At 65.6% G+C, this 22,291-nt stretch carries 18 protein-coding genes and 1 pseudogene; 8 read left to right on the top strand and 11 right to left on the bottom strand.

From position 1 onward, the window contains the following. From BG57_RS12700 to BG57_RS12655, 10 genes are all read right to left on the bottom strand, one after another. Positions 1-1,194 (bottom strand): NAD(P)/FAD-dependent oxidoreductase, encoded by a 1,194-nt coding sequence (locus BG57_RS12700; RefSeq protein ID WP_035963465.1) that lies wholly within the window; start codon positions 1,192-1,194, stop codon positions 1-3. Positions 1,195-1,252: 58 nt separating this feature from the next. Continuing rightward, positions 1,253-2,881: an FAD/NAD(P)-dependent oxidoreductase gene (locus BG57_RS12695; RefSeq protein WP_052005770.1), complete on the bottom strand. Its 1,629-nt coding sequence runs from the start codon at positions 2,879-2,881 to the stop codon at positions 1,253-1,255. Positions 2,882-2,889: 8 nt separating this feature from the next. Beyond that, complete coding sequence (locus BG57_RS12690; protein ID WP_229754056.1) at positions 2,890-4,251, bottom strand: MmgE/PrpD family protein; 1,362 nt, start codon at positions 4,249-4,251, stop codon at positions 2,890-2,892. Then, a complete protein-coding gene (locus tag BG57_RS12685) occupies positions 4,248-5,315 on the bottom strand; it encodes an FAD-binding oxidoreductase (RefSeq protein WP_052005768.1) in 1,068 nt (355 codons plus the stop codon). The genes BG57_RS12690 and BG57_RS12685 overlap by 4 nt, the downstream gene beginning before the upstream one ends. Then, positions 5,308-6,567, bottom strand: coding sequence for an aromatic ring-hydroxylating oxygenase subunit alpha (locus BG57_RS12680; protein ID WP_075583128.1), 1,260 nt, complete (start codon positions 6,565-6,567; stop codon positions 5,308-5,310). The genes BG57_RS12685 and BG57_RS12680 overlap by 8 nt, the downstream gene beginning before the upstream one ends. Before the next feature lie 79 nt (positions 6,568-6,646). Beyond that, entirely contained in the window at positions 6,647-7,510 is an 864-nt protein-coding gene (locus tag BG57_RS12675) for a nitrilase-related carbon-nitrogen hydrolase (protein WP_052005785.1), read from the bottom strand. A gap of 12 nt (positions 7,511-7,522) precedes the next feature. After that, positions 7,523-8,446 (bottom strand): glycine betaine ABC transporter substrate-binding protein, encoded by a 924-nt coding sequence (locus tag BG57_RS12670; protein WP_035963462.1) that lies wholly within the window; start codon positions 8,444-8,446, stop codon positions 7,523-7,525. Between the two features lie 23 nt (positions 8,447-8,469). After that, positions 8,470-9,186 carry an ABC transporter permease gene (locus tag BG57_RS12665; RefSeq protein ID WP_081850888.1) on the bottom strand — a complete coding sequence of 239 codons (717 nt, stop codon included), beginning with the start codon at positions 9,184-9,186 and terminating at the stop codon, positions 8,470-8,472. Continuing rightward, complete coding sequence (locus tag BG57_RS12660; RefSeq protein ID WP_052005767.1) at positions 9,183-10,367, bottom strand: ABC transporter ATP-binding protein; 1,185 nt, start codon at positions 10,365-10,367, stop codon at positions 9,183-9,185. Before BG57_RS12660 ends, BG57_RS12665 begins: the two co-directional genes overlap by 4 nt. Next, the gene (locus tag BG57_RS12655; RefSeq protein WP_081850887.1) at positions 10,364-11,086 is read right to left on the bottom strand and encodes an ABC transporter permease; all 723 of its coding nucleotides are present in this window, start codon (positions 11,084-11,086) and stop codon (positions 10,364-10,366) included. Before BG57_RS12655 ends, BG57_RS12660 begins: the two co-directional genes overlap by 4 nt. Positions 11,087-11,345: 259 nt before the next feature. Between BG57_RS12655 and BG57_RS12650 the strand changes: the two genes are divergently transcribed. Together BG57_RS12650 and BG57_RS12640 are read left to right on the top strand one after the other, a co-directional pair. Further along, positions 11,346-12,326: a LysR family transcriptional regulator gene (locus tag BG57_RS12650; protein WP_035963460.1), complete on the top strand. Its 981-nt coding sequence runs from the start codon at positions 11,346-11,348 to the stop codon at positions 12,324-12,326. A 504-nt stretch (positions 12,327-12,830) separates the two neighbouring features. After that, positions 12,831-13,019: pseudogene (locus BG57_RS12640) on the top strand (diguanylate cyclase); the annotation flags it as partial. A gap of 79 nt (positions 13,020-13,098) precedes the next feature. Here the strand turns inward: BG57_RS12640 and BG57_RS12635 are convergent. Further along, complete coding sequence (locus BG57_RS12635) at positions 13,099-15,456, bottom strand: acetamidase/formamidase family protein (protein ID WP_035963588.1); 2,358 nt, start codon at positions 15,454-15,456, stop codon at positions 13,099-13,101. A gap of 290 nt (positions 15,457-15,746) precedes the next feature. Between BG57_RS12635 and BG57_RS12630 the strand changes: the two genes are divergently transcribed. The 6 genes from BG57_RS12630 (at position 15,747) to nthB (ending at position 22,270) form a co-directional block, all read left to right on the top strand. Then, positions 15,747-16,628 (top strand): ABC transporter substrate-binding protein, encoded by an 882-nt coding sequence (locus BG57_RS12630; protein ID WP_035963586.1) that lies wholly within the window; start codon positions 15,747-15,749, stop codon positions 16,626-16,628. 18 nt (positions 16,629-16,646) lie between these two features. Further along, on the top strand, positions 16,647-18,230 hold the full coding sequence (locus tag BG57_RS12625; protein ID WP_035963454.1) for an amino acid ABC transporter permease/ATP-binding protein: 1,584 nt from the start codon (positions 16,647-16,649) through the stop codon (positions 18,228-18,230). Positions 18,231-18,269: 39 nt separating this feature from the next. After that, entirely contained in the window at positions 18,270-19,520 is a 1,251-nt protein-coding gene (locus BG57_RS12620) for an acetamidase/formamidase family protein (protein ID WP_035963452.1), read from the top strand. 471 nt (positions 19,521-19,991) lie between these two features. Beyond that, positions 19,992-20,960, top strand: coding sequence for a CobW family GTP-binding protein (locus tag BG57_RS12615; RefSeq protein ID WP_035963451.1), 969 nt, complete (start codon positions 19,992-19,994; stop codon positions 20,958-20,960). 34 nt (positions 20,961-20,994) lie between these two features. Further along, positions 20,995-21,498 carry a DUF1097 domain-containing protein gene (locus tag BG57_RS12610; protein WP_035963449.1) on the top strand — a complete coding sequence of 168 codons (504 nt, stop codon included), beginning with the start codon at positions 20,995-20,997 and terminating at the stop codon, positions 21,496-21,498. Positions 21,499-21,526: 28 nt separating this feature from the next. Beyond that, a complete protein-coding gene (gene nthB / locus BG57_RS12605; RefSeq protein ID WP_035963446.1) occupies positions 21,527-22,270 on the top strand; it encodes a nitrile hydratase subunit beta in 744 nt (247 codons plus the stop codon). Positions 22,271-22,291 lie beyond the last annotated feature (21 nt).

Below are 22,291 nucleotides of genomic sequence, written 5' to 3'. Positions count from 1 at the left end.
TTATGCGGTTTCGAGCACTGGCGCCGTGGCTCGCAGCGGCAGCGGCAGCCAGCCTTGAAGTTCGCGCCAGTGCGGTTCCAGATGCGCGAAGCGCGCAAGCGACAGCGACGAGAGATCGGCGAATCCGCATCGCCCGTCGACGACCAGATCGCGGATCGCGTGGCCGCTCGCCGGCGACAGGCCGAAGCCCACGCTCGATAACGTCGCGACCGTCACGTTCTCTTGCGCAACCGGACGATCGATCACGGGCCGTCCATCCGGCGTGTTCTCGATATAGCCCGCCCAACTGCGGATGACCTTCGCGTGCGCGGCCTTCGGCAGCAGCGCCGCGAGCCGTGCTGCGATGCTGCATTGAAGCGGCGTCGAATGCGCACGCACGTTGCGCACGTCATCGAGTCCGATCCATTCGTGCGGACCGCCGCCGAACGCGAGATTGCCGCGCAGCGTCTGCCGTCCGTAGAGGCCGTTGCCGTCGACGCCGCCGAGCGGCATCAGCGGAAGCGGCTCGGTGACGATCATCTCCGCGCGCGCCGCCGCGAGCGGCACGTCGATGCCGAGTTGCGCCGCGAGCACGCCCGTATGCGGACCGGCCGCGATCACGAGATGATCGCAGGCGAAGTCTTCGTTCGGTGTCTGCACGGCGCTTACGCGCCCGCCTTGCGTGACGAAGCCTGTCACCGGCGTATGCTGCAGGATGCGCGCGCCGTGATCTTCCATCGCCCACGCATAAGCCTGCAACGTGCGATGCGGATTCGCATGTCCGCCGAAGTGATAGAAATAGCCGGCATGCACGTTGTCGCCCGCAAGCGGCACGAGTTCGCGCACCTGCCTGGCATCGAGCACTTCGGAGCGCAGGCCGTGATGCTCGCCGTTTTCGAGCGCCCGGCGATACAGCCTGAACTGCTGCTCGTCGAGCGCAATGCGGATGCGCTCGCGGCAAAACTCCGTCGGATAACCGAGCAGGTCGTCCATCATCGGCCAGAGTCGTTGTTCTTCCATGAAGAGCGGGCTGTGATGATGCGAGCAGCCGCCGCCGTTCCGTCCTGACGCGCCCCAGCCGATCATGCCCGCTTCGAGCACGAGCACGTCGATGCCCTCGCGCGCGAGCCACCATCCCGCGGAGAGCCCCGTCACGCCGCCGCCGACGATGACCACCGAGGCGCCCTTGAGTTTGTCTGCTGTCGATGTGTTCATGCTTGCGCGCCTTCGATTGCGTGATTGGCCTGGTTATGTCGACGTAAAAACGACGCCGCTATTCGCTCGCCACCGGTTCTCCGGTCTGCCGCGTGCCCGCTCGATACAGCGGATCGACGCGCCAGAACGGCACCCATTGCGACGCCATGCCGAACCAGCTATCCCAATGCGAGCCCGTCGACGAGGCTTCGGCCACGTCCGCGAGTTGCCGCAGCGCGAGCGGACGCACCGGCGCGCGGAACGTCGCGAGCGGAATGCGCGGCAGCGCGCAGCCGGAGCCGATCGCGAGCAGCGCCGCCACTTGTTCGCGGCATCGGCGGCCCTGACACGGACCCATGCAGGCGCGCGTGAGCCGCTTGACCGCATCGGGATTCGGCGGGCCGCTGCGTGCGAGTCCGGCGACGCCGCGCGTGTCGTGCGCCGCGTCGGCGGGATGCCAGTCGAGATAACGCGGCGGACGCACGTCGAGGATTTCGCGCGCAGTGACTTCCTCGCACTGGCACACGAACGGCTCGCCCGCCGCGTCGAGCACGCTCGCGCGCACCCACGCCACGCGCGACGCGGCGATGTCGTGCGCGGGCGCGTCGGGCTCCGTGACCTGCGCGGTGCCGCAAACGCCCGGAGCATCGAGCGCCGAACGCGCCGCGCGCCGGCCTTCTTCCCGCGCGATGCCGTCATCGCGGCTCTTCGATGCCCACACGCCCGCGCAGTCGCCCGCCGCATACGCGAACGGCAGCGACGTGCGCTGCATCGCATCGACATTGGCGACGTGACCGCCGCGCGCGGCATCGAATGTCGTGGCGCAACCGGCCGCTTCGAGCAGTTCGATCGCGGGCAGCGCGGCGACGCCGAGCAGCACGGTATCGCATTCGAACGTGACCGATGCGTCCGCATGGGGCGATGCCGCTTCGACCGAAGTGACGCCGTACGCATCGCCGCGCGCGTGCCGCACGACGTGCCGTGTGAGCAAGCGCGCGCCGCCCGCTTCGAGTTGCGACGCGAGCGCGGCATCGCCGACGATCGCATCGGACTGTTCGATCACCGCGACGATCCGCACGCCGCGCGCCATCAGATCGACGGCGATGTTCAGCGCGTGCGTGTCGCTGCCGACCAGCACGGCGCGGCGCGCATCGAGTGCGCCGTAGAGCACGGCGAGCCGCCACGCGGCGCTCGCGCCCATCACGCCGGGACGCTGCCAGCCGTCGAAGGCGAGGCCCATGTCGCGCCGTCCGGATGCGACGATCACCTGTTTGAAGCCGATGAGCCACGTACGCGATGCATCGGCGAGACCGGCAACGTGCGTGTCCATCCACGCGCTCGCCGGGCCGTGCGGAAAGAGGCCCCAGACCGCCGTGCCGAGCTTCACGTCGACGCCCGCTTCCAGCGCATCGCCGAGTTCGGGGCGCGCGGCGAGCATGGCTTCGAGCATCGCGTTGGCGTTGCCGGCCACGGCGCCCATGCGGCCGCCGAAATGCAGCGGCACGTCCTCGCCCATCGTGTGGAGCGGCACCGGGTTTTCATCGACGAGCGTCACGCTGACTCCGCGTCCCGCCGCTTCGAGCGCAGCCGCGATGCCCGCCGGGCCCGCGCCGACGATCAGCAGATCGGTCGATTCATCGACGGGCGGCGCCTTGCCCGCGACGGATGCGGGATCGTAGAAGGGCGTTTGCATGGCTTGGTTGTCCATCGGGACTCTCATTGCGTAAAGTTGGGCGCGTTCAGCACGAGTTCGCATAACGTCGACGCGCTCGCGTGAGGTTCGGCGAGCGCGTCGACGGCGGCTTCGAGTTCGCTTGCGAAGCGTGCGCCGAAGCGCGCTCCGGTCAACGCGCGGAACTTGCCGCGTTCGGCTTCGGGCGTCATCGGGCGCGCGGGATCGCCGCTCGCCTGCATCGCGCCGGAGTCGAGGCGCCGGCCATCGCGCAGTTCGACCGTCACGCGCGCCCAGCGCTCGGCGGGAAACGCCGCGTTGAAGTCCGCGCGCTCGTGCGTGACGAAGCGCGGCAGCAGCGCGCGCACGGCGGGATCGATCAGTCCTCCATCGCCGATAGTGTCCGCATCCACGCGGCCATGCAGCAACGCGGCGGCGACGGGAAACAGCACGCCGTATTGCGCTTCCTCGGTGGTGCGCGGCGCGTCGGACCACAGGCGCTTCGCTTCGTGGAAAGTTTCGATTTCCACACGTTCGATGCTGGCCGCGTCGAAGGCGGCCTGCGCGCGCACCGCGAGCGCCGCCGCAATCGACGGATGCGCCCAGCGGCATACCGGATACGGCTTCACATACTGTTCGAGGATCACCCAGCGCTCGCCGAGATCGGCAAACATCGCGGGCGCGTCGCGTTCGACGGTCGTCGCCGGCGCGCCGGTGAAGCCGCGCGAGGCGAGCAGCGCCGCGCTGATGCCCGCGAGCGCGCCCCAGCACGAGCCGTCCTTCAGCATCGTCGGATGATCGATGCAGCGCATCATGTCCGAGCGCGGCCCGTGATACTCCGCGATGCCGAGCGCATGACGCGTCATCGGCACGTCGAAGCCGAGCGCGCGGCTCGCGATGGCCGCCGCCGCAAGCGCATTCCACGCACCCGACGTGTGATATTCGCGGCTCGTCGCATGCAGCGCGATGCCCGCGCGGGTGCCGAGTTCGTAGCCGAGCACCGTCTGCACGATGAACTCGCGCCCGCTCATGCCGGGCACGCGTTCGGTCATCGCGAGCAGCGCGGGCAGCACGGTGACGCCCGCGTGCCCCTTGGTGAGCGCGTGGCCGTCGTGGCCGTCGAAACTGTCGATGGTCGCCGCGCCCGCGAAGGCCGCTCCCGCCGCGCTCGCGATGCGTCCGTCGAACAACATGCGCGCGGGCGTGCGGCCCGCCGCGAAGCAATCGAGCGCGTGTTCGCGCGCGATCGACGACATGCGCGTCGATGTGCCCGCCGCCGCGACGGCGAAGAGGTCGAGCAGACGGCGCTGCGCATCGCGCACGACGGCATCGGGCAGCATGTCGAAGCGCAACGCGTGCGTGAAGCGGCTGGCGTCGTCTTGAAGCGGCGGAGCTGGCTTCATCATCGGAAGGCGATTTCGACGTCGGTGGATGGACGGCTGGAGCACGCGAGAATGAAGCCCTGCGCTTCCTCGGCGGCCGATAATCCGCCCGCGTGCTGCATCGATACGACGCCGGACACGCGGCGCACCTTGCATGTGCCGCACAAGCCGCTCGCGCAGCCGCACGGAATCACCACTTGCTGACGCGTCGCGGCGACGAGCAGCGTTTCGCCCGCGCGCACGTCGAAGCGTTTATCGCCCAGCGTGGCGTGATGAACGGCGTCTTGCGATGGCAAGACATCGCGTTGCGACGCCTCGACGGGCACGGGCCCGAAATGCTCGATATGAAACGCCGCGCGTCGTGCGCCTTCGGCCGCGTGAATCTGCCGGATGTTCTGCATGAAGCCCGCCGGTCCGCAGCAATACACCGTGCGGCGTCCGAAGTCGGGCGCGACCGCCCAGAGCGTGCCGCGCGCGATGCGTCCACGCAAGCCGAACCAGCCCGGCGCGGGCGCGCTCAGCCACACGCTGACCGTCAGATTCGGCATGCGCGACTGAAGCGCCGCAAGTTCATCGGCGAAAAGGATGTCGGCGGCGTTGCGCGCGCTATGCAGCCACGCGACATCCGCATCCGGCTGGCTATGCGCGAGCGTGCGCAACATCGACATCAGCGGCGATGCGCCCGATCCCGCCGATACAAACGCAAGCGGCGCCGCGTTCGCTGCGTCGAGCGTGAAGCGGCCGAGCGGATAGCGCGCGTCGATGTGCGTTCCCGGCGTCAGACGCTCGTGCAGCCAGCGCGTGGCGACGCCGTCCGCCTGCGCCTTGATCGTGAGTTCGAGCACGTCGCGCTCAAGGGGCGACGACGCGATCGAAAACGTGCGGTCGTGACGCACGCCGTCGATATCGAGCGTGAGCAGCATCGCCTGACCGGGCGCGAAGCGGCGCGCGCCGTCCGCGTGCGGATCGCGCAGGCGAAACGTCTTGACGCCCGGCGCTTCATCGCGCACGGCGATGCATTCGAGCGTGCGCGCCTGCGCTTCGTCGGACACGATTAGTGTCTGCGCTTCGATCAGCACGTCAGCCATTCGACACCTTCAGTTCGATCGAACGATGCGCATGCGTGCCGTCGAGATACGACGCGAGCTTGTTCGCATACCAGTTGGTGAAGTTGCGCAGCATGAATTCGGACGGCGCATACGGACCCGGCGTATATGCGATGGACCCGACGCCGAGCTGATTGTTTGCCGCGAGCCGCGCGTCCTGCGTGTTGGTCGCGTTCCACACCGAGGTCAGCTTGTCGATGTCGTAATCGACGCCTTCGACCGCGTCCTCATGCACGAGCCAAGTCGTGCGCAGCATCGTGCGCGACGCCGACAGCGGCAGAATCCGGAAGTGAATGATGTGATCCGCGAGAAAGTGGTTCCAGTTGTTCGGCACGCGGAACATGCGCACCGAACCGAGATCCGGCTCGGTGAGATCGCCGAGCAGCTTCGCGCACGCGGGCGATCCGTCCGGCGTGAACGACACCGCGCCGCGATGAAATGGCAGCCGGATGCAGCGGAACTCGTCGCCGCCATCGGCGGGCAGATGAGGCAGGCCGTGACGTTCCCACTTCGCGGCTTGCGCGTCCATCAGCAAACGGAAGTCGCCCGAGCCGGCGGGATCGTCGGGCAGGGCGAATTCGATCAGCGTCGCGAGCAGTTCCGGATGATTGCCGGCGCAGTGATAGCACTCGCGATTGTTCTCGATGACGAGCTTCCAGTTCGCGTCCTCGATCATCGTCGAGACGGCGGCGACTTTCGTGCGCCACGGCTGATGCGGCGCGATGTACGGCGTCACGGCGTCGCGAAAGCGCGCGATGTCGGGCGGCGTATCGGCGAGGCAGATATAGACCATGCCGCACACGATTTCGACATGCACGGGCCGCAAGCCATACGCTTCGCGCTCGAAGCCCGCGGGCATCTGCCGCGCATGCAGCAGCGAGCCGTCGAGTTCGTAGACCCACTGGTGATACGCGCACGTCAGGCGATGCGCGCGGCCTTTTTCATCGAGACAGATGCGCGAGCCGCGATGCCGGCACGTATTGAAGAACGCGCGAATCTCGCCGTCGTTATCGCGTAGCACGATCGCGGAAGTCGGACCGATTTCAAGCGTCAGATAATCGCCCGGCTCGCGCAACTCGCAGACATTGCACGCGAAGAGCCATTCGTCGTTGAAGACCGCGTCGATATCGAGCTGGTGAAACGCGTCGTCGGTATAAAACGGCTGCGGCAGCGAGAAATTGTCGCGGCGTTGCGCGAGGGCGGCGCGCACGCGCGTCGGGTCGATCATCGTCATGCTCTCCGTGCGAACGATCAGTTGAATCGATTGTCTGCCGCCGTTTTCGCCGATGCCAACAGGCAGACGACCAACCCGATCACGAAACCGACACGATGTCGTTTCCGGGCGCGCGCTGCGCGAGAATCGTGTCGATGGCGCGGGCGTCGCGGACCGTCGGCAGATCGAAACGCGCGTTGCGCACAGCGTCGTAATCGAGCGATGCAACGACGAGCTCCTCGCACGGCGACTCGCTTTGCGCGAGGATTTCGCCGCGCGGACCGACGATGCGCGAGCCGCCCCAGAAATGCAGCGCGCCTTCCCGGCCGACGCGATTCGCGAACACGACCGGCAAGCCGTAGACGAGCGCATGCGCGCGCAACACGGTCTCCCAGCCGCGCGGATTGTCGAATCCGGTGCCGACGGCTTCGATGGCGGAACTCACCGGCGCGGCGCACAACGTGGCGCCGTCGCGCGCGAGGCGATGCATCAGCGCGGGACTCCACAGGTCGGCGCAGATCGGCGTCGCGACGCGCCAGCGCGGATCGCCGGGCAACGCGAACTGATCGAGACGTTCGCCGTGTCCGTAGAACTTGCCGTCGTCGAGCCGGCCATATGTCGCCAGCGCAATCTTTCGATGCACGTGCACCACGCGCCCCGCATGCAGCGTCGCGACGCTGTTGTAGAACAACGCGCCGGGCGCTTCCTCGATGAAGCCTACGACCGCGCACAGCGACGTGCAGTCGCGCGCGAGTTCGAGCAGCACGCGGTCGTCGCGCGTGATGGCGAGCTTCAGCGCGTGCTCGCCCGCCCCGTGCCCGGCGAGCGACAACTCGGGAAACACGAGCAGCCGCACACCGCGCGCGGCCGCCTGTTCGATCATTCGCCGATGCGATGCGAGGTTCGCCGCGAGATCGCCGGCGACCGTTTCGACCTGCGCCGCCGCGACGAGCAAGGGTTCCATCGCGCGCATCGGTCAGAGCAGGCCGGCGGACTTGAGGAACGCGCCCGAGACGTCGCTGAGCGACTTCTTCTGCACGTCGACTTCGGCGTTCAGGCGCGCCATCGTCGCGTCGTCGAGCTTGGCGGAGAGCGCGTTGAGGATGTCGGCGAGCTTCGGATTGGCGTCGAGCGTCGCCTTGCGCACGACCGGCGTGAGCGCGTAGGCGGGGAAGAAGTTCTTGTCGTCGCGCAGCACGATGAAGTTGAACGCGGGCACGCGGCCATCGGTCGTGAAGACGAGCGCGGTGTCGACCTGACGATCCTTGAGCGCCTGATATGTGAGGCCCGAATCCATCCGCTTGATCTGGGACGGCTCGAAGTGAAACCCGTATTCCTTTTCCAGCGGACGCAGGCCGTCGGGCCGCGCGTAGAACTCGGAATTGCACGCGAAGGTCAGTGCCTTGCCGCTGTTGAGCACCTTCGCGAGATCGCTGAGCGTCGCGATCCCGAGCTTCTGCGCGACGTCGCGGTTCATCGCGAGGCCGTAGGTATCGTTCGCCTTCGAAGGATCGAGCCAGACGAGACCCTTCTGCGCATCGAGTTCCTTCACGCGCGCGTAGGTCTGCTGCGGATCGAGCTTGTCGGTGACTTTGTTGTAGGTGATGAGCGACGTGCCGGTGTATTCCCAGTACACGTCGACTTGTCCGTTCTCCTGCGCCTGGCGCAGCACCGTGCTGCCCATGCCGTCCTTCTTCACGACATCGAAGCCCTTCGCCTTCAGCAGTTCCGTGGTCATTTCCGCGAGCAGGACCTGCTCCGTGAAGTTCTTCCCACCGACGGTGATGGTCGATGCCGCCCGCGCGGACTGGCTCGCGCCGAACGCGCCGAGGGCGAGCGCGAAGAGCGTTGCGCCGACGAGGCGCGACCACGGCTTGCGTGACAAAAGCGGCTTGAACATGGGCTTCGGTTCCGGGAGAAGGATCAACGTTGAGGACTGACGCCGCGCGGCACGAGCCAGTGCTGCAGCTGCGCGACGAACAGGTCGGTGGCGACCGCGAGGAGGGCGGTCGGAATGGCGCCGGCAAGCAGCATCGGGAAATCGTTCAGGTCGATGCCGGTGAAGATGAGTTCGCCGAGCCCGCCGCCGCCGACGAGAAACGCGAGCGGCGCGGTGCCGACGGTGATCGCGAGCGCCGTTCGCACGCCTGCGAGAATCACGAACATCGCGTTCGGCAGTTCGACCTTGCGCAGAATCTGCCATTGCGTCATGCCGATGCCGTTGGCCGCCTCGATCATCGCGGGCGGCACGGCGCGGATGCCTTCGTAGGTGTTCATCGCAATGGGCAGCAGCGTGGCGAGCCACAGCGCGAGAATTGCGGGCTTCGCGCCGATGCCGAGCACGCTCATCGCGAGCGCGAGGATCGCGAGTTTCGGCACGGCCTGGCCCGCGTTGAGCGTGAACATCACCAAATGCGCGGCGCGGCCGTTGCCCGGACGGCTCAGCCAGATGCCCACCGGAACCGCGACGAGAATCGCCGCGATGCCCGCGATCAGCACCATCAGCATTTGCTGGCCCGCCTGATACACGATGTCCGCGCGATACTGCCCGATCGATGCAAACCAGTTGTCCGCACGCGCCGATGCGCAGAGCAGCGCGATCGCCGCGCCCGCCGCGATGCGCGCGAAGCGGGGATTCATCGCGCCGCTCCGATCGCGAGTTCGGCTGCATCTGGCGCGGCCGCGATCGCGTGCGGCGACGCCTCGCCCGACGCGCACGCACCGCGCGCCATCGACGCGATGCGTTCGTGCGTCACGTAACCGATGAAGCGTCCGTCCGCGTCGACGGCCGGCAGCCAGCTTGCGCCGTGCGCGAGCAGCATCGACATGACCGAGCGCAGGTCGTCGCTCGCGCGCACGACGGCGGGCAGCGCGCGCACTTGCGCGGCGTCGAGGGTCGCGCCGCCGGCGGCGAGTTCCATCGGACCGACATGGCCGACGGGCTTGTCCTGCGCGTCGAGCACGACGAGCGTATCGGCGAGATGATCGCGCAACAGCGCACGCGCATCCGCGCTCGGAAAACCGCAGCGGGCGACGCGCGCCGGTTCCAGCGCCGCATCGGCCGCGCGCATCAGGCGCAGACGCTTCAACGCGCGGTCGGCGCCGACGAAATCCGCGACGAACGCGCTCGCCGGACGCGCGAGCAGTTCGTCCGGACTCGCCATCTGCTCGATCCTGCCGTCGCGGAAAATTGCGACCTTGTCGCCCATTTTCATGGCCTCGTCGATGTCGTGGCTCACGAACATCACGGTCTTCCTGAGGCTCTTCTGGATGTGGCGGAACTCGTCCTGAATCGACGTGCGGTTGATCGGATCGATCGCGCCGAACGGCTCGTCCATCAGCATGACCGGCGGATCGGCGGCGAGCGCGCGCGCCACGCCGACGCGCTGCTGCTGCCCGCCCGACAGATCGCGCGGATACGCGGGCATGTAGGTCGCCGGATCGAGCGAGACCATCGCGAGCAGCGTTTCCGTGCGCGCGCGGATGCGCGGCTTGTCCCAGCCGAGCATCTGCGGCACGAGCCCGATGTTCTCCGCGACCGTCATGTTCGGAAACAGGCCGACCTGCTGGATCGCGTAGCCGATGCGCCGCCGCAGCTCGACGATGTCGAAGCCCGCCGTATCGGCGCCGCCGATCAGGATCTGGCCCGAGGTCGGCTGCACGAGGCGGTTGATCATCTTGAGCGTCGTGGTCTTGCCGCAGCCGGACGGGCCGAGCAGCACGCACAGTTCGCCTTCCTCGACGGTCATCGAGATATCGTCGACGACCGGCTTCGCGCCGCGCGACTCGAAGCGCTTCGTCAGGTTTCGAAGATCGATCATCGTGCCTCCGCCGATTGGACCGCCGTGCTGGTGAAAGGCGCGGTGCGCCGCCAGAGAAAACGCGCGCGGCGCGGCCGCATGCCTTGCGGCGTAAGACGCCATTGCAGCGCGGCGAGGCCGAGATCGGCGAGGATCGCGAGCAGCGCGACAATCACCGCGCCCGCCACGAGCTGACGCGGGTCCGACTGCGAAATGCCGCGGCTGATGAGCCGCCCGAGCCCGCCCGCGCCGATATACGTCGCGATTGCCGCGATGCCGATGTTCATCACCACGGCCATGCGCACGCCCGCCATGATGATCGGCACGGCGATCGGCATTTCAACGCGATAGAGCCGCTGCCACGGCGTCATGCCCATGCCGAGCGCGGCTTCGCGCAGCGCGGGATCGAGATTGCGGATCGCCGCGTAGGTGTTGCGCAGGATCGGCAACTGCGAATAGAGAAAGAGCGCGATGGCGGCGGGCAGAAAGCCGATGCCCTGGCCGATCAGCGACAGCACCGGAATCAGCAGGCCGAAGAGCGCGATCGACGGGATCGTCATCAGCATCGCGGCGGTATAGAGCACGACGCGCGCGAACCGCTCGTTGAGCGTGATGACGATGCCGAGCGCGACGCCCGTGACGATCGCGCAGCCAACCCCGGCCAGCACGAGCAGCACGTGATCGACCAGCATGTGCCCGATCGATGCCGCGTTATTCCAGATAAAAACCAGCGTATCCACTGCGGCCTCCCGCGCATCCCGATGCCAGCGTTGGTCGAATGTACCGGGCCAAAATCGGTAGAACCGGCACAAACTCGACATCTGTTGTCACTAATCCGACGCGGCCAGGATAAGTCGGGCATCGCGCATCCATTTTGCATAAGGCAAACTGATGCTCGTTCCCGCCGCTTCCGCTGATAAAGCGAAACGCGCGCATCCGATGAATGCATGATGGGCGCCGCCCATGCCCGCCATGAATAGGCAGAATTACGGAGCTTCGATGAGACGCATCCCAACTCCGCTCGACCTGCGCGCGCTGCAGGCGTTCGTGGCGGTCTGCGAGACCGGCTCGATGACGGCGGCGGCGCGCCGCCTCGGTCTGAGCCAGAGCGCGGTCAGCCAGTCGATCGCGGCGCTGGAGCGCGAACAGGGCGCGGGCCTTTTCGATCGCGACAGCCGTCCGCCGCGTCCGAATCGCGCGGGGCTCGCGCTGCTCGAGCTCGCCGGCCCGCTGCTCGATCACGCGCAGCGGGTGAGCGCGCGCATCGGCGATGCGTCGCTCGCGCTCGCGCTGCCCTTGCGGCTCGGCTGCGTGGATTCGTTCGCGGCGACCGTCGGCCCCGAACTGATCCGCGCGATGTCCGGCCCCGCACGGCAGATCGCGTTGTGGTCGGGTCTGACGCCCGGTTTATCGGCGCAGATGCACGCGCGCAAAGTCGATGTCGTCGTGTGTACGCAGACCGCGCTGAACGACACGCGCATCGTCGAGGTGCCGTTGTTCTCGGAGGCGTTCGTCGCCGTGGTGTCGCGCGGCTGGCTCGAGGAACGCGAGGCGCTTTCGCACGATGCATCGGCGTGGCGCGCGCTCGCCGATGAGCTGCCGCTGATCCGTTATACGGCGCGCTCGGTCATCGGCCAGCAGGTCGATCGCTTCGCGCGGCATCTGGGCATCGACAGTCCGCGCCAATACGAATTCGATGCCACCGATCCGCTGCTCAGTCTCGTCAGCGCGAAACTCGGCTTCGCCATTTCGACGCCCTTGTGCCTGTGGCAGGCGCGGCATTATCTCGACGAGATCGCCGTCTTGCCGCTGCCGGAAGGGCGACTCGCGCGGCGCGAGTTTTTCGTGCTGCATCGGCAAGACGAGTGGAAGGACTTCGTCGATGAAACCGTCACGCTCACGCGCCGCGTGCTCGATCACCTGATTCGCCCGGCACTCATGCGCGCCGTGCCGACGCTGCCGGACCATGCGCTGTCATGACTTCCTTTGCCTTGCTGACGACTTGACGGCGCGCTGTACCGGTTCGACATCGCCGCCACCGATGCGGCCGGGCCCATCGGCACCGCGAGCCGCGCGCGGGCAATCGTCGAGCGGTCCGCGATCGAAGCACGCGCCGCGAAACGCCGCCGCGCCGAATAACGCCAACACGGCAGAGGACCACACCTAACGTAGCAGTTCATTCGCCGACGCACGGTGTCTACTTCGATGAAGCGTTCGGGACGCTCCCGCTCGACGAAGTGCGGCGTCATCACGATGCGCTATGGGCATCTCACTGGCCGAATCTGCGCCCGATGTCTGCGTTCTTTCGGACGAAACGCGCGCGCTGGGCCGGCCGCGAGGACATCACGATAGACACGCTGCAGGAGATGCCCTTTACCGGGAAGGACGACTTGCGCGTAAGCCAGGAGAACGCGTCGCCGTATGGCGATCACGTCGCGTGCACGCAGAGCGGCATCGCGCGGCTGCATCGTACGCGGACGCGCCTTGCGCCGGCGTCTGGAGCGGCAGGATGTCGGGCACGTTTGGCGCGTGAAGGCGATTCCTTTCACGGTGAGCATCGGCGTGGCGACACGCGAGGCCGGCGAACGCGACGTGGATGCGCTCATGCGGCGCGCGGACCGGGCGTTGCATCACGCAAAGGCGGCGGGGCGTAATCGCGTCGAGGTCAGATGAACGCGGTGACGTAGTCTCCTGCTGGAAACCGTGGCCGTGTCGGGCAGAAGCACGACCTGCAAGAAGCGCGAGTCCGCGCTCAATCCGTGAACAACGCCTTGCGGATGATCGCGTGCACGCCCCAGTTGCCATCGACGACTTGCGTGACGCCGAAGTCCACCGCCACCGACATCAGCGAGATGGCTTCGTCTTCGGTGAGTCCCTTGGTGGACATCAGGAACCGCCGAGTCTTGATGAAGGCATCGCGCATGGCCTGATCCAGCGTGGACTTTTGATAGACCTCGCTTTGCGCGCTGGTGCCGAATTCGGCCAGATAGTCGGGATGGCTGAATCCGTGCAGCACCCATTCATCGGCGGTTTCGACGAGCGGATACGTGAGGTCCGCGAACGACTGCGAGGCAAGCGTGTGCTTCTTGTGCAGGATCAGTTCGAAGTGGCCGGTGAGCGAGCATTCGATGGCCGTGCCGCACAACTCGGAATCTCCTTGCGACGCATGCGGGTCGCCGATTGACAAGAGCGCGCCGGCCACGCCGACCGGCAGAAACACGCTTGCGCCCGGGCCGACGCGCCAGTTGTCGAGATTGCCGCCGAAGGCCGATGGCGGAATCGAATCGATCAGACCGTTCTGTTGCGGCGCCACGCCGATCACGCCGAAGTGCGGCCGCACGGGAATGGTCACGTTCTTCAGCACGTCGTGATTCTCGACCACGCTCGCGTGATCCACCGGCACGCCCGGATAATCGATGATCGGATGCAGCACGCCGAACGGATCGCGCTGCGGCGTCCAGCGATAGTTATAGACGGCGCGCGCATAGGCGCTGTCGTCGCGCGCATCGTCCGTGTGGATCTCGTAGATGGTTACGACTTCGCGCGGCTTCGGTTCGGTGAGCAGCTCGCGATAATGAAAGCCCCACCACGCCGCGACGTTGCTGCCAAACGCGCGGCCGTGGAACTTCGGATTCTTGCAGCGGCGAGGATGAATATCGACGATGCGCACTTCGAGCACATCGCCCGGTTGCGCGCCCGTCACCGCAATCGGCCCGGTGCAGATATGCACGCCGAAGCCTTCGCCCGCGCCGCGTCCATAGATGGAGGCGTTCATCGGGCCCGCGCCGCGACGGTCGACGTTCTTGCGTTCGGGTGTCCAGTGGAACACGCTCTCCGCACCGGGATCGCCCGCGATCATGCGGTCCCAGTCATCCGCAGCATGCTGCGTAAGCGTTTCGACCGTCACCGTATCGCCGCTCGCGACTTCGAGCGCGGGCTTGAGATCGTGGCTGAAATAGCCCCAGTGCACCGTGTTCGCCGTTGCGCGCAGCAAATGATGCCGCGGCCTGCCGCCCGTCCGCGCGGGCCGCGCTTGCACGGCATCGCTTTCTTCGCGCACGGCGACGAGCGTGTCGCCCGTCTCCTCACTGCGCGCTTGCGCGATCAGGCTTGCGGCGTTCACCGGCAGCCCGCGCGATAGCGAATGCACGAGATGGCGCGCGAGTTCCAGGTTCGCTTCGTGGCGGAACGTGCGAGGCGATGCGCCATAACGCTCGCGGAACACGCGGCTGAAGTGCGCCGGATCGTTGAAGCCCCAGCGAAAGCAGATGTCGGATATGGAGACTTTCTCCGAGAGCGGATCGGCCAGTTCCGCGCGGCAGCGTTCGAGGCGGCGCGAGCGCACATAAGTCGAAAAACTCTGTCCGGCGAGTTCGAACAGCTTCTGCACGTAACGCGGCGACACGCGTTCGTCTTTGGCGAGCGAGGCCACGCTCAGCGTTGAATCGGCGAGATGCGTTTCGATAAAGCGGCACAGTCGCGCGAACAACGCCGACTGCGGCGGCGTCAGCCCGTTGAACGAACCTTTGCGTTCCTGTCCGGCAAGACAGGCCACGAGCATTTCGGCGAGTGCGAGTTCGGCGGGACGCAACTCCTCCGCGCTCAGCGTTTCGAGGCTTTCCACGACAGAACGCAGAAAGCCCGAGAAGATGTGGCCGATGCCCGTCGCGCCCGGCAACAAGGCCACGCGCAGCGAGAGCGGCGAAATGACGCGCGCGTTGAAAGCGCTCTTGGGCGCCCGCACGATGAACGCGCGAAAGCGTCCCGCGAAAACCAGTGACGCGCTCTGTCCGGGCGCTGCATACGCGATGTCATGCGGGCTCACGCGCTCGCGCAGACCATCGGCGACGAGCGTGGCGTCGCCATCGATCAGCAGCACCAGCATGAGACTGTCCGCATGATCCGCGCTCATCTGCAGCGTCTGCGCGGCCGAGGCGATGGTCGTGAATTCGATGCCGCCCGCCGATACGCGCGATGTCAGCGTGCCGTGCAAACCGCGTTCGCCGCCTTCGATCTTGCCGCGCCATCCGAGACGTGCGAGCGCCGCGTTCCATTCACGCTGGCGTTCGAACTCGGGATACGACTCGGTGGTGAAGCGCGACAGGTTCAACGAAAACTCCACGGTGGGCGAAGCAGGAAAAGCATTCCAAAAGCAACCTTCACGCCATCGCGATGGTTGCGGCGCCGGGTGCATCGCGTATCGAAGACAGTGCATACATGTGCCATCGCGGCGCACGCCTGCACTTGCGCGCGTCACGCGACGCGCTGCGCCATGCGCTCTTGGATGAGCGTGCACGCCAATACCAGCAGTTGTGCGCAGCCAGTCAAGTTCGCAAGATTTCGGTCGCCTACGCTCTGGGCATCGCAAGTCAATCGTCATCAGCCGTCAGGAGCGTATCGATGCAAAGGAATCTCGTGGGCCGTTTATCTCGCGCAGGACTTGGCGCGCTGTGCGCGGTGTTGTTCGCCTTCGCGGGACAGGCGCACGCCGCCGCGCCCGCAGAGTGCAGCGCGTTGCAGGCGAAGTACCCGCAGTTCAAGGGCAAGACACTCACCAATGCAATCAACCCACATACGCCGGGCTATGAAGCGCTCGACCCGAACGATCCGAGCAAGTACATCGGCTTCGATATCGATCTGGGCGAGTTGATCGCGCAATGTCTCGGCTTCACGATGGCCTACAAGCCCGTGACCTTCGCCGCGCTGCTCACGACCTTGCAGAGCGGTCAGGCCGATATCGTCATCTCCGATATCTACGCGACCGAGGAGCGTGCCAAGGCCGCCGACTTCATCACGTACTCGAAGGTGTTCGACGGCGTACTCGTCGCCAAGGGCAATCCGAAGAAGATCACCGGCATCAACACATCGATGTGCGGCACGACCGCCGCCGAAAACACGGGCTATGTGGAAGTCCCGCTGATTCAGGCGCTGGCTCCGCAATGCAAGTCGGCCGGCAAGCCCGAAGCCACCGTGCAGCTCTACGACAACAACGCCAACTGCATCCAGGCCATTCTCGCGGGCCGCGCGGATACGTACATCAACGACGTGAACACAGTCGACCAGGCGGTGAAGGCGTATCCGGACAAGCTTGAGAAAGCGACTGCCGTGACCTTGCCGTACTTCGTGGGCATCGGCGTGCCGAAGGACAAGCCCGATTTCCGCGATGCCGTGATGGCCGCGCTCGTCGCCATTCAGAAGAGCGGCGCGCAGTCCGAGCTGCTCAAGAAGTGGGGCCTCGGCGTCGAGAATCTCGCGACGCCGCAACTCGTCGTTGCCAGGTAAGCGCGGAAGCATCGGCATATGGACCTGTTCCTTCACTATCTCGGCCTGCCTTATCTGCTCGACGGCATCCGCTTCACGATCACCGTCACCTTGCTCGGACTCGCGGGCGGCCTCGTGCTGGGACTCGTCCTTGCCGCCATGCAGCTGAGCCGAATCGGACCGCTCGCGGCCATCGCGCGCGGCTATACGGTGATTTTTCGCGGCACGCCGCTGATTCTGCAACTCGTGTTCGCCTACGACGCCCTGCCGCATATCGGCATCAAGCTGAGCGCCATCGGCGCGGCGGGCCTCGCGCTCGCCGCGAACGAAGCGCCGTTCATCGCGGAGATATTCCGCTCGGGCGTGCTCGGCGTGGATCGCGGACAGACGCTCGCGGGGCAGGCGCTCGGCATGACGCCTTCCGTGCTGATGCGCCGGATCATCGCGCCGCAGGCCCTTCGGTCGATGATTCCCGCGCTCGGCAACGAAACCGTCAGCGCGTTGAAGAACTCTTCGCTGGCTTCGGTTATCTCGGTGGGTGAACTGACCTTGCGCAGCACGCAGCTTGCATCGTCGACGTTCGACTTCTTTTCGATCTTCTTTGCGTCGGGTCTCTTGTATTTGTGTCTGACCGGCGCGATCGCCGCCATTCAACTGATGATCGAACGCGCGCTCGATCTGGACCGCGCCAGCACGCGCGGCGGCTTCTGGCGACGACGCCGGAGCCCGCCCGTACCGACGAAGCCCGCAGGCCCGACCGACCTGCCACCTGTCTTCGTCCCGGCGCCCGTCACACTTGGCGACCGCGCACGCCGTTACGACGCGCTGTCGCGTAACAGTACCGCGGTGCAGATAAGCGGCGTACACAAGCATTACGCCGAGCAGCCGGTGCTCAATGGCTTCGATCTCGACATCCGCTCGGGCGAAGTCGTCGCGTTGCTCGGACCGAGCGGCTCGGGCAAGAGCACGCTGCTTCGCTGCATCAATCATCTGGAACAGTGGGAAGAAGGCGAGATACGCGTGGGCGGACGTCGTCTCGGCTTTCGCGATGACGGGCGGCGCATGAATCCGCGCGAGCTTGCGAAGGAGCGCGCGAGTCTTGGCGTCGCCATGGTGTTCCAGCAATTCAATCTATTCGGCCATCTGACGGCGCGCGAGAACATTGCATTGCCGCTCGTCTGGGTGCATGGCGCGACGCTCGCCGATGCCGAGCGTCGGGCGGATGCCCTGCTCGAACGCGTGGGCCTCGCGCATCGCGCCGATGCGCTGCCGCGTCATCTGTCCGGCGGCCAGCAACAACGCGTGGCGATTGCGCGTGCGCTGGCGCCGAATCCGCGCGTGCTGCTGCTCGACGAGCCGACTTCCGCGCTCGATCCCGAACTCGTGGGCGAAGTGCTCGAAGTGATCCGCCGCCTCGCGCTCGACGATGGCCTGACGATGATCATTTCGACGCATCAGTTGCGCTTCGCCGATGAAGTGGCCGACCGCGTCGTGTTCCTGAGCGGCGGGACCGTCGTGGAGGACGGACCTGCACATCAGGTTTTGACGCGACCGCATCATCCGTTGACGGCGCGCTTTCTCAACGTGATGGGCGCGGGCAGTGCGCTCGAAACCGTGCACTGAATCACATCGATAACACACCCACTTGCCAAGGACGAGTCAATGAAGCATTACACGCTGCCCGTTTCATCATCCACCGTGCATTGGGGATACTTCAGCAAACGGGTAGAACCACGCCTCACGCTCAAGTCGGGCGACCGCGCCACCATCGAAACGCTGACGCATCACGCGAACGACGACCACGAGCGCATGATCGCGGGCGATCCGGGCGCGCAAAGCGTGTTCGAATGGACGCGCGAGCACAAGGCCGTTTCGCGGCGCGGCGCGGGTCCGGCCGAAGGACCGTTCCGCCTGGGCGCCGGCGAAGGCGTGGGCGTGCATCTGCTGACCGGTCCGGTGGCAATCGAAGGCGCCGAAGCTGGCGACGTGCTCGAAGTGCGCATCCTCGATGTCAGGCCGCGGCCCAGTTGCAGCGCATGTCACGCAGGCAAGTGCTTCGGCTCGAACGTGGCCGCGTCGTGGGGCTTTCAGTATCACGATTTGATCGAGGAGCCGAAGCCGCGCGAAGTGGTGACCATCTTCGAACTCGATACTTCCGGCGAACCGTATGCGCGCGCAGTCTACAACTATGTGTGGACGCCGCAGACCGACCCGGATGGCATCGTGCATGCGACTATCGATTATCCCGGCGTGCAGGTGGATCACCGGCTCGTGACGAAGCGCGAAAACATCTTGCCGGATATCCGCGTGCCGGCGCGACTGCATTTCGGCACCATGGGCGTCGCGCCCGCCGAAGCGGACTACGTCAGTTCCATTCCGCCGAGCTATACGGGCGGCAACATCGACGACTGGCGCATCGGCCGGGGCGCGACCATGTATTACCCGGTGGCGGTCGAGGGCGCGCTCTTCTCCGTGGGCGACCCGCACGCCGCGCAGGGCGACAGCGAGCTAGGCGGCACGGCTATCGAAACATCCTTGACGGGGGACTTCGAATTCATCCTGCATAAGAAAGCGGACCTCGAAGGCACGCTGCTCGAAGGGCTCACGCATCCGCTGCTCGAGACAGATCAGCAATGGTCGGTATATGGCTTCACGTTCCCCAACTATCTGGCCGAACTCGGGACTAACGCACAGGTAGAGGTGGCGCAGCATGCGAGCCTTGACAAAGCCATGCGCGATGCCTTTCGCAAGCTGCGCCGCTTCCTGATGACGGTGCATGGTTTAAGCGAAGACGAAGCCATAGCGCTGATGTCGGTAGCGGCGGACTTCGGCGTGACGCAGGTGGTCGACGCGAACTGGGGCGTACATGGTTCGATCCGCAAGGACGTGTTCGCGAACTACAGGAAGCGTTGATCTTCGTCAGGTTGAGATCGAACGGATGAAGCGTTGATCGGCGCGATTCAGGACCTCGATACCTCCCCTGTCGGTCCGACGACTTGATTGGTCCACTCAAACACGAACGCGCAGCCACCTGTGCCGCATCACGTCGCTCGCGTGCATCGCTTGCATGACTGAGACGAGCGGGCCTGTCCATCTATCCATGACGTCCACGAAACGCTCCCGAACGGACTGGCTGGTCGCGTCCGTTCGTATCGGCGGGCGAGAAGAGGGCATTGCCTGCACTCCGGCGATGCGCGTCGCGCACCAATGTGTTTCGTCGCCTTACCTGCGTTTTTGTCCGTCCGTGTCGCTTTTGAAGGGAACGGACATGTGGTCAGGCACGCCGCGCCAAGTATCGCCCGATGGCGGCCAAGCGCGGGAAATCGGAACGGAAGCCGCTAAAGCGTAAGCGTTCCTAATCGACGCACGCGAAGGATAACCCTCATGCGACCCGCCAAAGTGCCTGCCACCGTCATTACCGGTTTCCTTGGAGCCGGCAAGACGACACTCGTGAATCATCTGCTCGAATCCACGCGGCCGATGCAGATCGGCATCGTCGTGAACGAATTCGGCGAAGTCGGTATCGACGGCCAGTTGATCGTCGCCGATGAAAGCGCCGTGATCGAGATCAACAACGGCTGCGTCTGCTGCACGGTCCGCACCGATCTCGTCGCCAGCGTGCGCGACATGTTGATGCGCTTCGGCGATCGCCTGGAGCGGCTCATCATCGAAACGTCGGGCCTCGCCGATCCCGCGCCGGTGCTACAGACCTTTCTCGCCGATCCCGACGTGCGCGAGCGCGTGGAGCTGGAATCGGTCGTCGCCGTGGTCGATGCGATGCACGCGCGGGCCCAGCTTCATGACGATATCGCGCGGGAGCAAGTGGTGTTCGCGGACCGCATCGTCATCAACAAGACGGATCTCGTTTCGTCCGATGCCGTCGATGCGCTCGTCGCCGGGATTCGCCGGCTCAATCCGACTGCACGCATCGAGTACGCGCAGCGTTCCAGGATCGACGCGCATGCGCTTTTCGGCACGCGGAGCTTTTCGGTCGACAACCTGCTCGCCATCGAGCCGAATCTGCTCGACGAAGACAGCCACGATCATGAACACGACGACAGCATTGCATCGTGCGCGATCGTGGTGCCCGGCGGCATCGATGCGACGCGTTTCAACCGATGGATCAATCAGCTCGTGCAAACGCAAGGCACACAGCTTCTGCGCATGAAAGGCGTGCTCAACATGCACGACGAACCGCGACGCCTGCATTTTCACAGCGTGCATATGTTGCTCGACACCACGTTCGGCCGTGCGTGGATGCGCGGCGAAACACGCGAGAGCCGTTTCGTGATGATCGGCCGCAACATCGACGCCGCGCGAATGCGCGATGGACTTCTAAGTTGCATGAACTGAAGCCTTCATTCATTTCTTCTTCAAGGAGCTACGCATGAAAAAGCCAGAGGCATACACGGTGAGCATCGGCGTACTGGCGATCGTCGATACATGGCTCACCGGCACGATCTTTCCGGTTCCCGTCTGGGTGACGTTCATCGCGTGGGCGTCGTTCTTCGTGCTCGGCGGCGGGCGCGCGGGCTTCGTCAAGAGCGTGGCGTCGAATCTCACGGGACTCGTCATCGCTTCGCTTACCTTGCTCTGCATTGCGACGACGAGCGGCGGCGCGATGGCGGTGGCAGTTCTGGTTGGCATCGGCAGCGCGGCGATGGTTCAGGCGTCGAAGATCAAACTGCTCGACGTCTTGCCTGCGATCGTCTGGGGCTTCGCCTCGACGGTCGGCACGATGGTGGCCACAGGTAAGCCGATCACCACGGCGGGCATCGGCAATCCGGCGCTGGTCGCGGCCGCCGCGCTCGTTACCGGCGCAGTCTTCGGCTTCATTTCGGAAGTGGTTGGCGAAGCCCTGCAATTCAGACGCGAGCATCGGCTTGGATGAGACCGTTTCTACTTAAGCGGAGCACAACATGAAACTGCAACATCATCTCGGCGGCATCGAAAATCTGGGGCCGGTCAGCACCGAAAAGCGCGTATTCGTCGAGCCGTGGGAAGAGCGCATCTTCGGCATTCATACGGTCATGATGGCGGAGAGTGCGCATCTGTCGGACGCGCCGCATCGCTATCCGGTCGATACGCTGCCCACCGCCTTCAAAAGCAACTGGACCTGGGCGTCGCTGCGCACCGGCGCCGAAGACATGCAGCCGTTCGAGTACTTCAAATATCGCTACTACGAGAAGTGGCTCGGCGGCATCAGTCAGTTTTTCGTCGATCAGGGGTATGTGTCGGCAGAGGAACTCGCAGAGAAAACCGCCCACTACAGCGCGCACCCGGACGCGCCTTTACCCGATCGCCCCAATGCCGAACTCGCCGCGCAGATCGACGCCTATCTGCAGAACGGCGACTCGGGCTATCACGCGCTCGACGGCGCGGCGCGCTTTCGAGCGGGCGATACCGTGCGTATCGCCGATCCCGAAGCGGTGGACCACACGCGCTTGCCCGGGTATCTGCGCAACAAGACCGGCGTGGTGGATCTCGCCTATCCCGGCGCGTTCTCCTATTTCGTCTCGACGGGCGTGGACGGTATCGGCGCGCCGATGCCTGTGTATCGCGTTGCCTTCGACGCCACGTCGATCTGGGGCCCGGGCAAGAGCGAGCCGAACACGACGATTTACGCGGACCTGTACGAAGCCTACATACTGGCAGCCGACTGAACCCGAATACAAGCCAACCAC

It is taken from the genome of Caballeronia grimmiae, assembly GCF_000698555.1.
Taxonomy (GTDB): Bacteria; Pseudomonadota; Gammaproteobacteria; order Burkholderiales; family Burkholderiaceae; genus Caballeronia; species Caballeronia grimmiae.
Note: the sequence above shows the minus strand (reverse complement) of the source record. Positions and strands in the feature narration are given on the sequence as shown.

Coding starts and splice junctions, on each gene's coding strand:
- BG57_RS12700 (WP_035963465.1), bottom strand. CDS start 1,194: ATGAACACATCGACAGCAGACAAACTCAAGGGCGCCTCGGTGGTCATC.
- BG57_RS12695 (WP_052005770.1), bottom strand. CDS start 2,881: ATGGACAACCAAGCCATGCAAACGCCCTTCTACGATCCCGCATCCGTC.
- BG57_RS12690 (WP_229754056.1), bottom strand. CDS start 4,251: ATGATGAAGCCAGCTCCGCCGCTTCAAGACGACGCCAGCCGCTTCACG.
- BG57_RS12685 (WP_052005768.1), bottom strand. CDS start 5,315: ATGGCTGACGTGCTGATCGAAGCGCAGACACTAATCGTGTCCGACGAA.
- BG57_RS12680 (WP_075583128.1), bottom strand. CDS start 6,567: ATGACGATGATCGACCCGACGCGCGTGCGCGCCGCCCTCGCGCAACGC.
- BG57_RS12675 (WP_052005785.1), bottom strand. CDS start 7,510: ATGGAACCCTTGCTCGTCGCGGCGGCGCAGGTCGAAACGGTCGCCGGC.
- BG57_RS12670 (WP_035963462.1), bottom strand. CDS start 8,446: ATGTTCAAGCCGCTTTTGTCACGCAAGCCGTGGTCGCGCCTCGTCGGC.
- BG57_RS12665 (WP_081850888.1), bottom strand. CDS start 9,186: ATGAATCCCCGCTTCGCGCGCATCGCGGCGGGCGCGGCGATCGCGCTG.
- BG57_RS12660 (WP_052005767.1), bottom strand. CDS start 10,367: ATGATCGATCTTCGAAACCTGACGAAGCGCTTCGAGTCGCGCGGCGCG.
- BG57_RS12650 (WP_035963460.1), top strand. CDS start 11,346: ATGAGACGCATCCCAACTCCGCTCGACCTGCGCGCGCTGCAGGCGTTC.
- BG57_RS12630 (WP_035963586.1), top strand. CDS start 15,747: ATGCAAAGGAATCTCGTGGGCCGTTTATCTCGCGCAGGACTTGGCGCG.
- BG57_RS12625 (WP_035963454.1), top strand. CDS start 16,647: ATGGACCTGTTCCTTCACTATCTCGGCCTGCCTTATCTGCTCGACGGC.
- BG57_RS12620 (WP_035963452.1), top strand. CDS start 18,270: ATGAAGCATTACACGCTGCCCGTTTCATCATCCACCGTGCATTGGGGA.
- BG57_RS12615 (WP_035963451.1), top strand. CDS start 19,992: ATGCGACCCGCCAAAGTGCCTGCCACCGTCATTACCGGTTTCCTTGGA.
- BG57_RS12610 (WP_035963449.1), top strand. CDS start 20,995: ATGAAAAAGCCAGAGGCATACACGGTGAGCATCGGCGTACTGGCGATC.
- nthB (WP_035963446.1), top strand. CDS start 21,527: ATGAAACTGCAACATCATCTCGGCGGCATCGAAAATCTGGGGCCGGTC.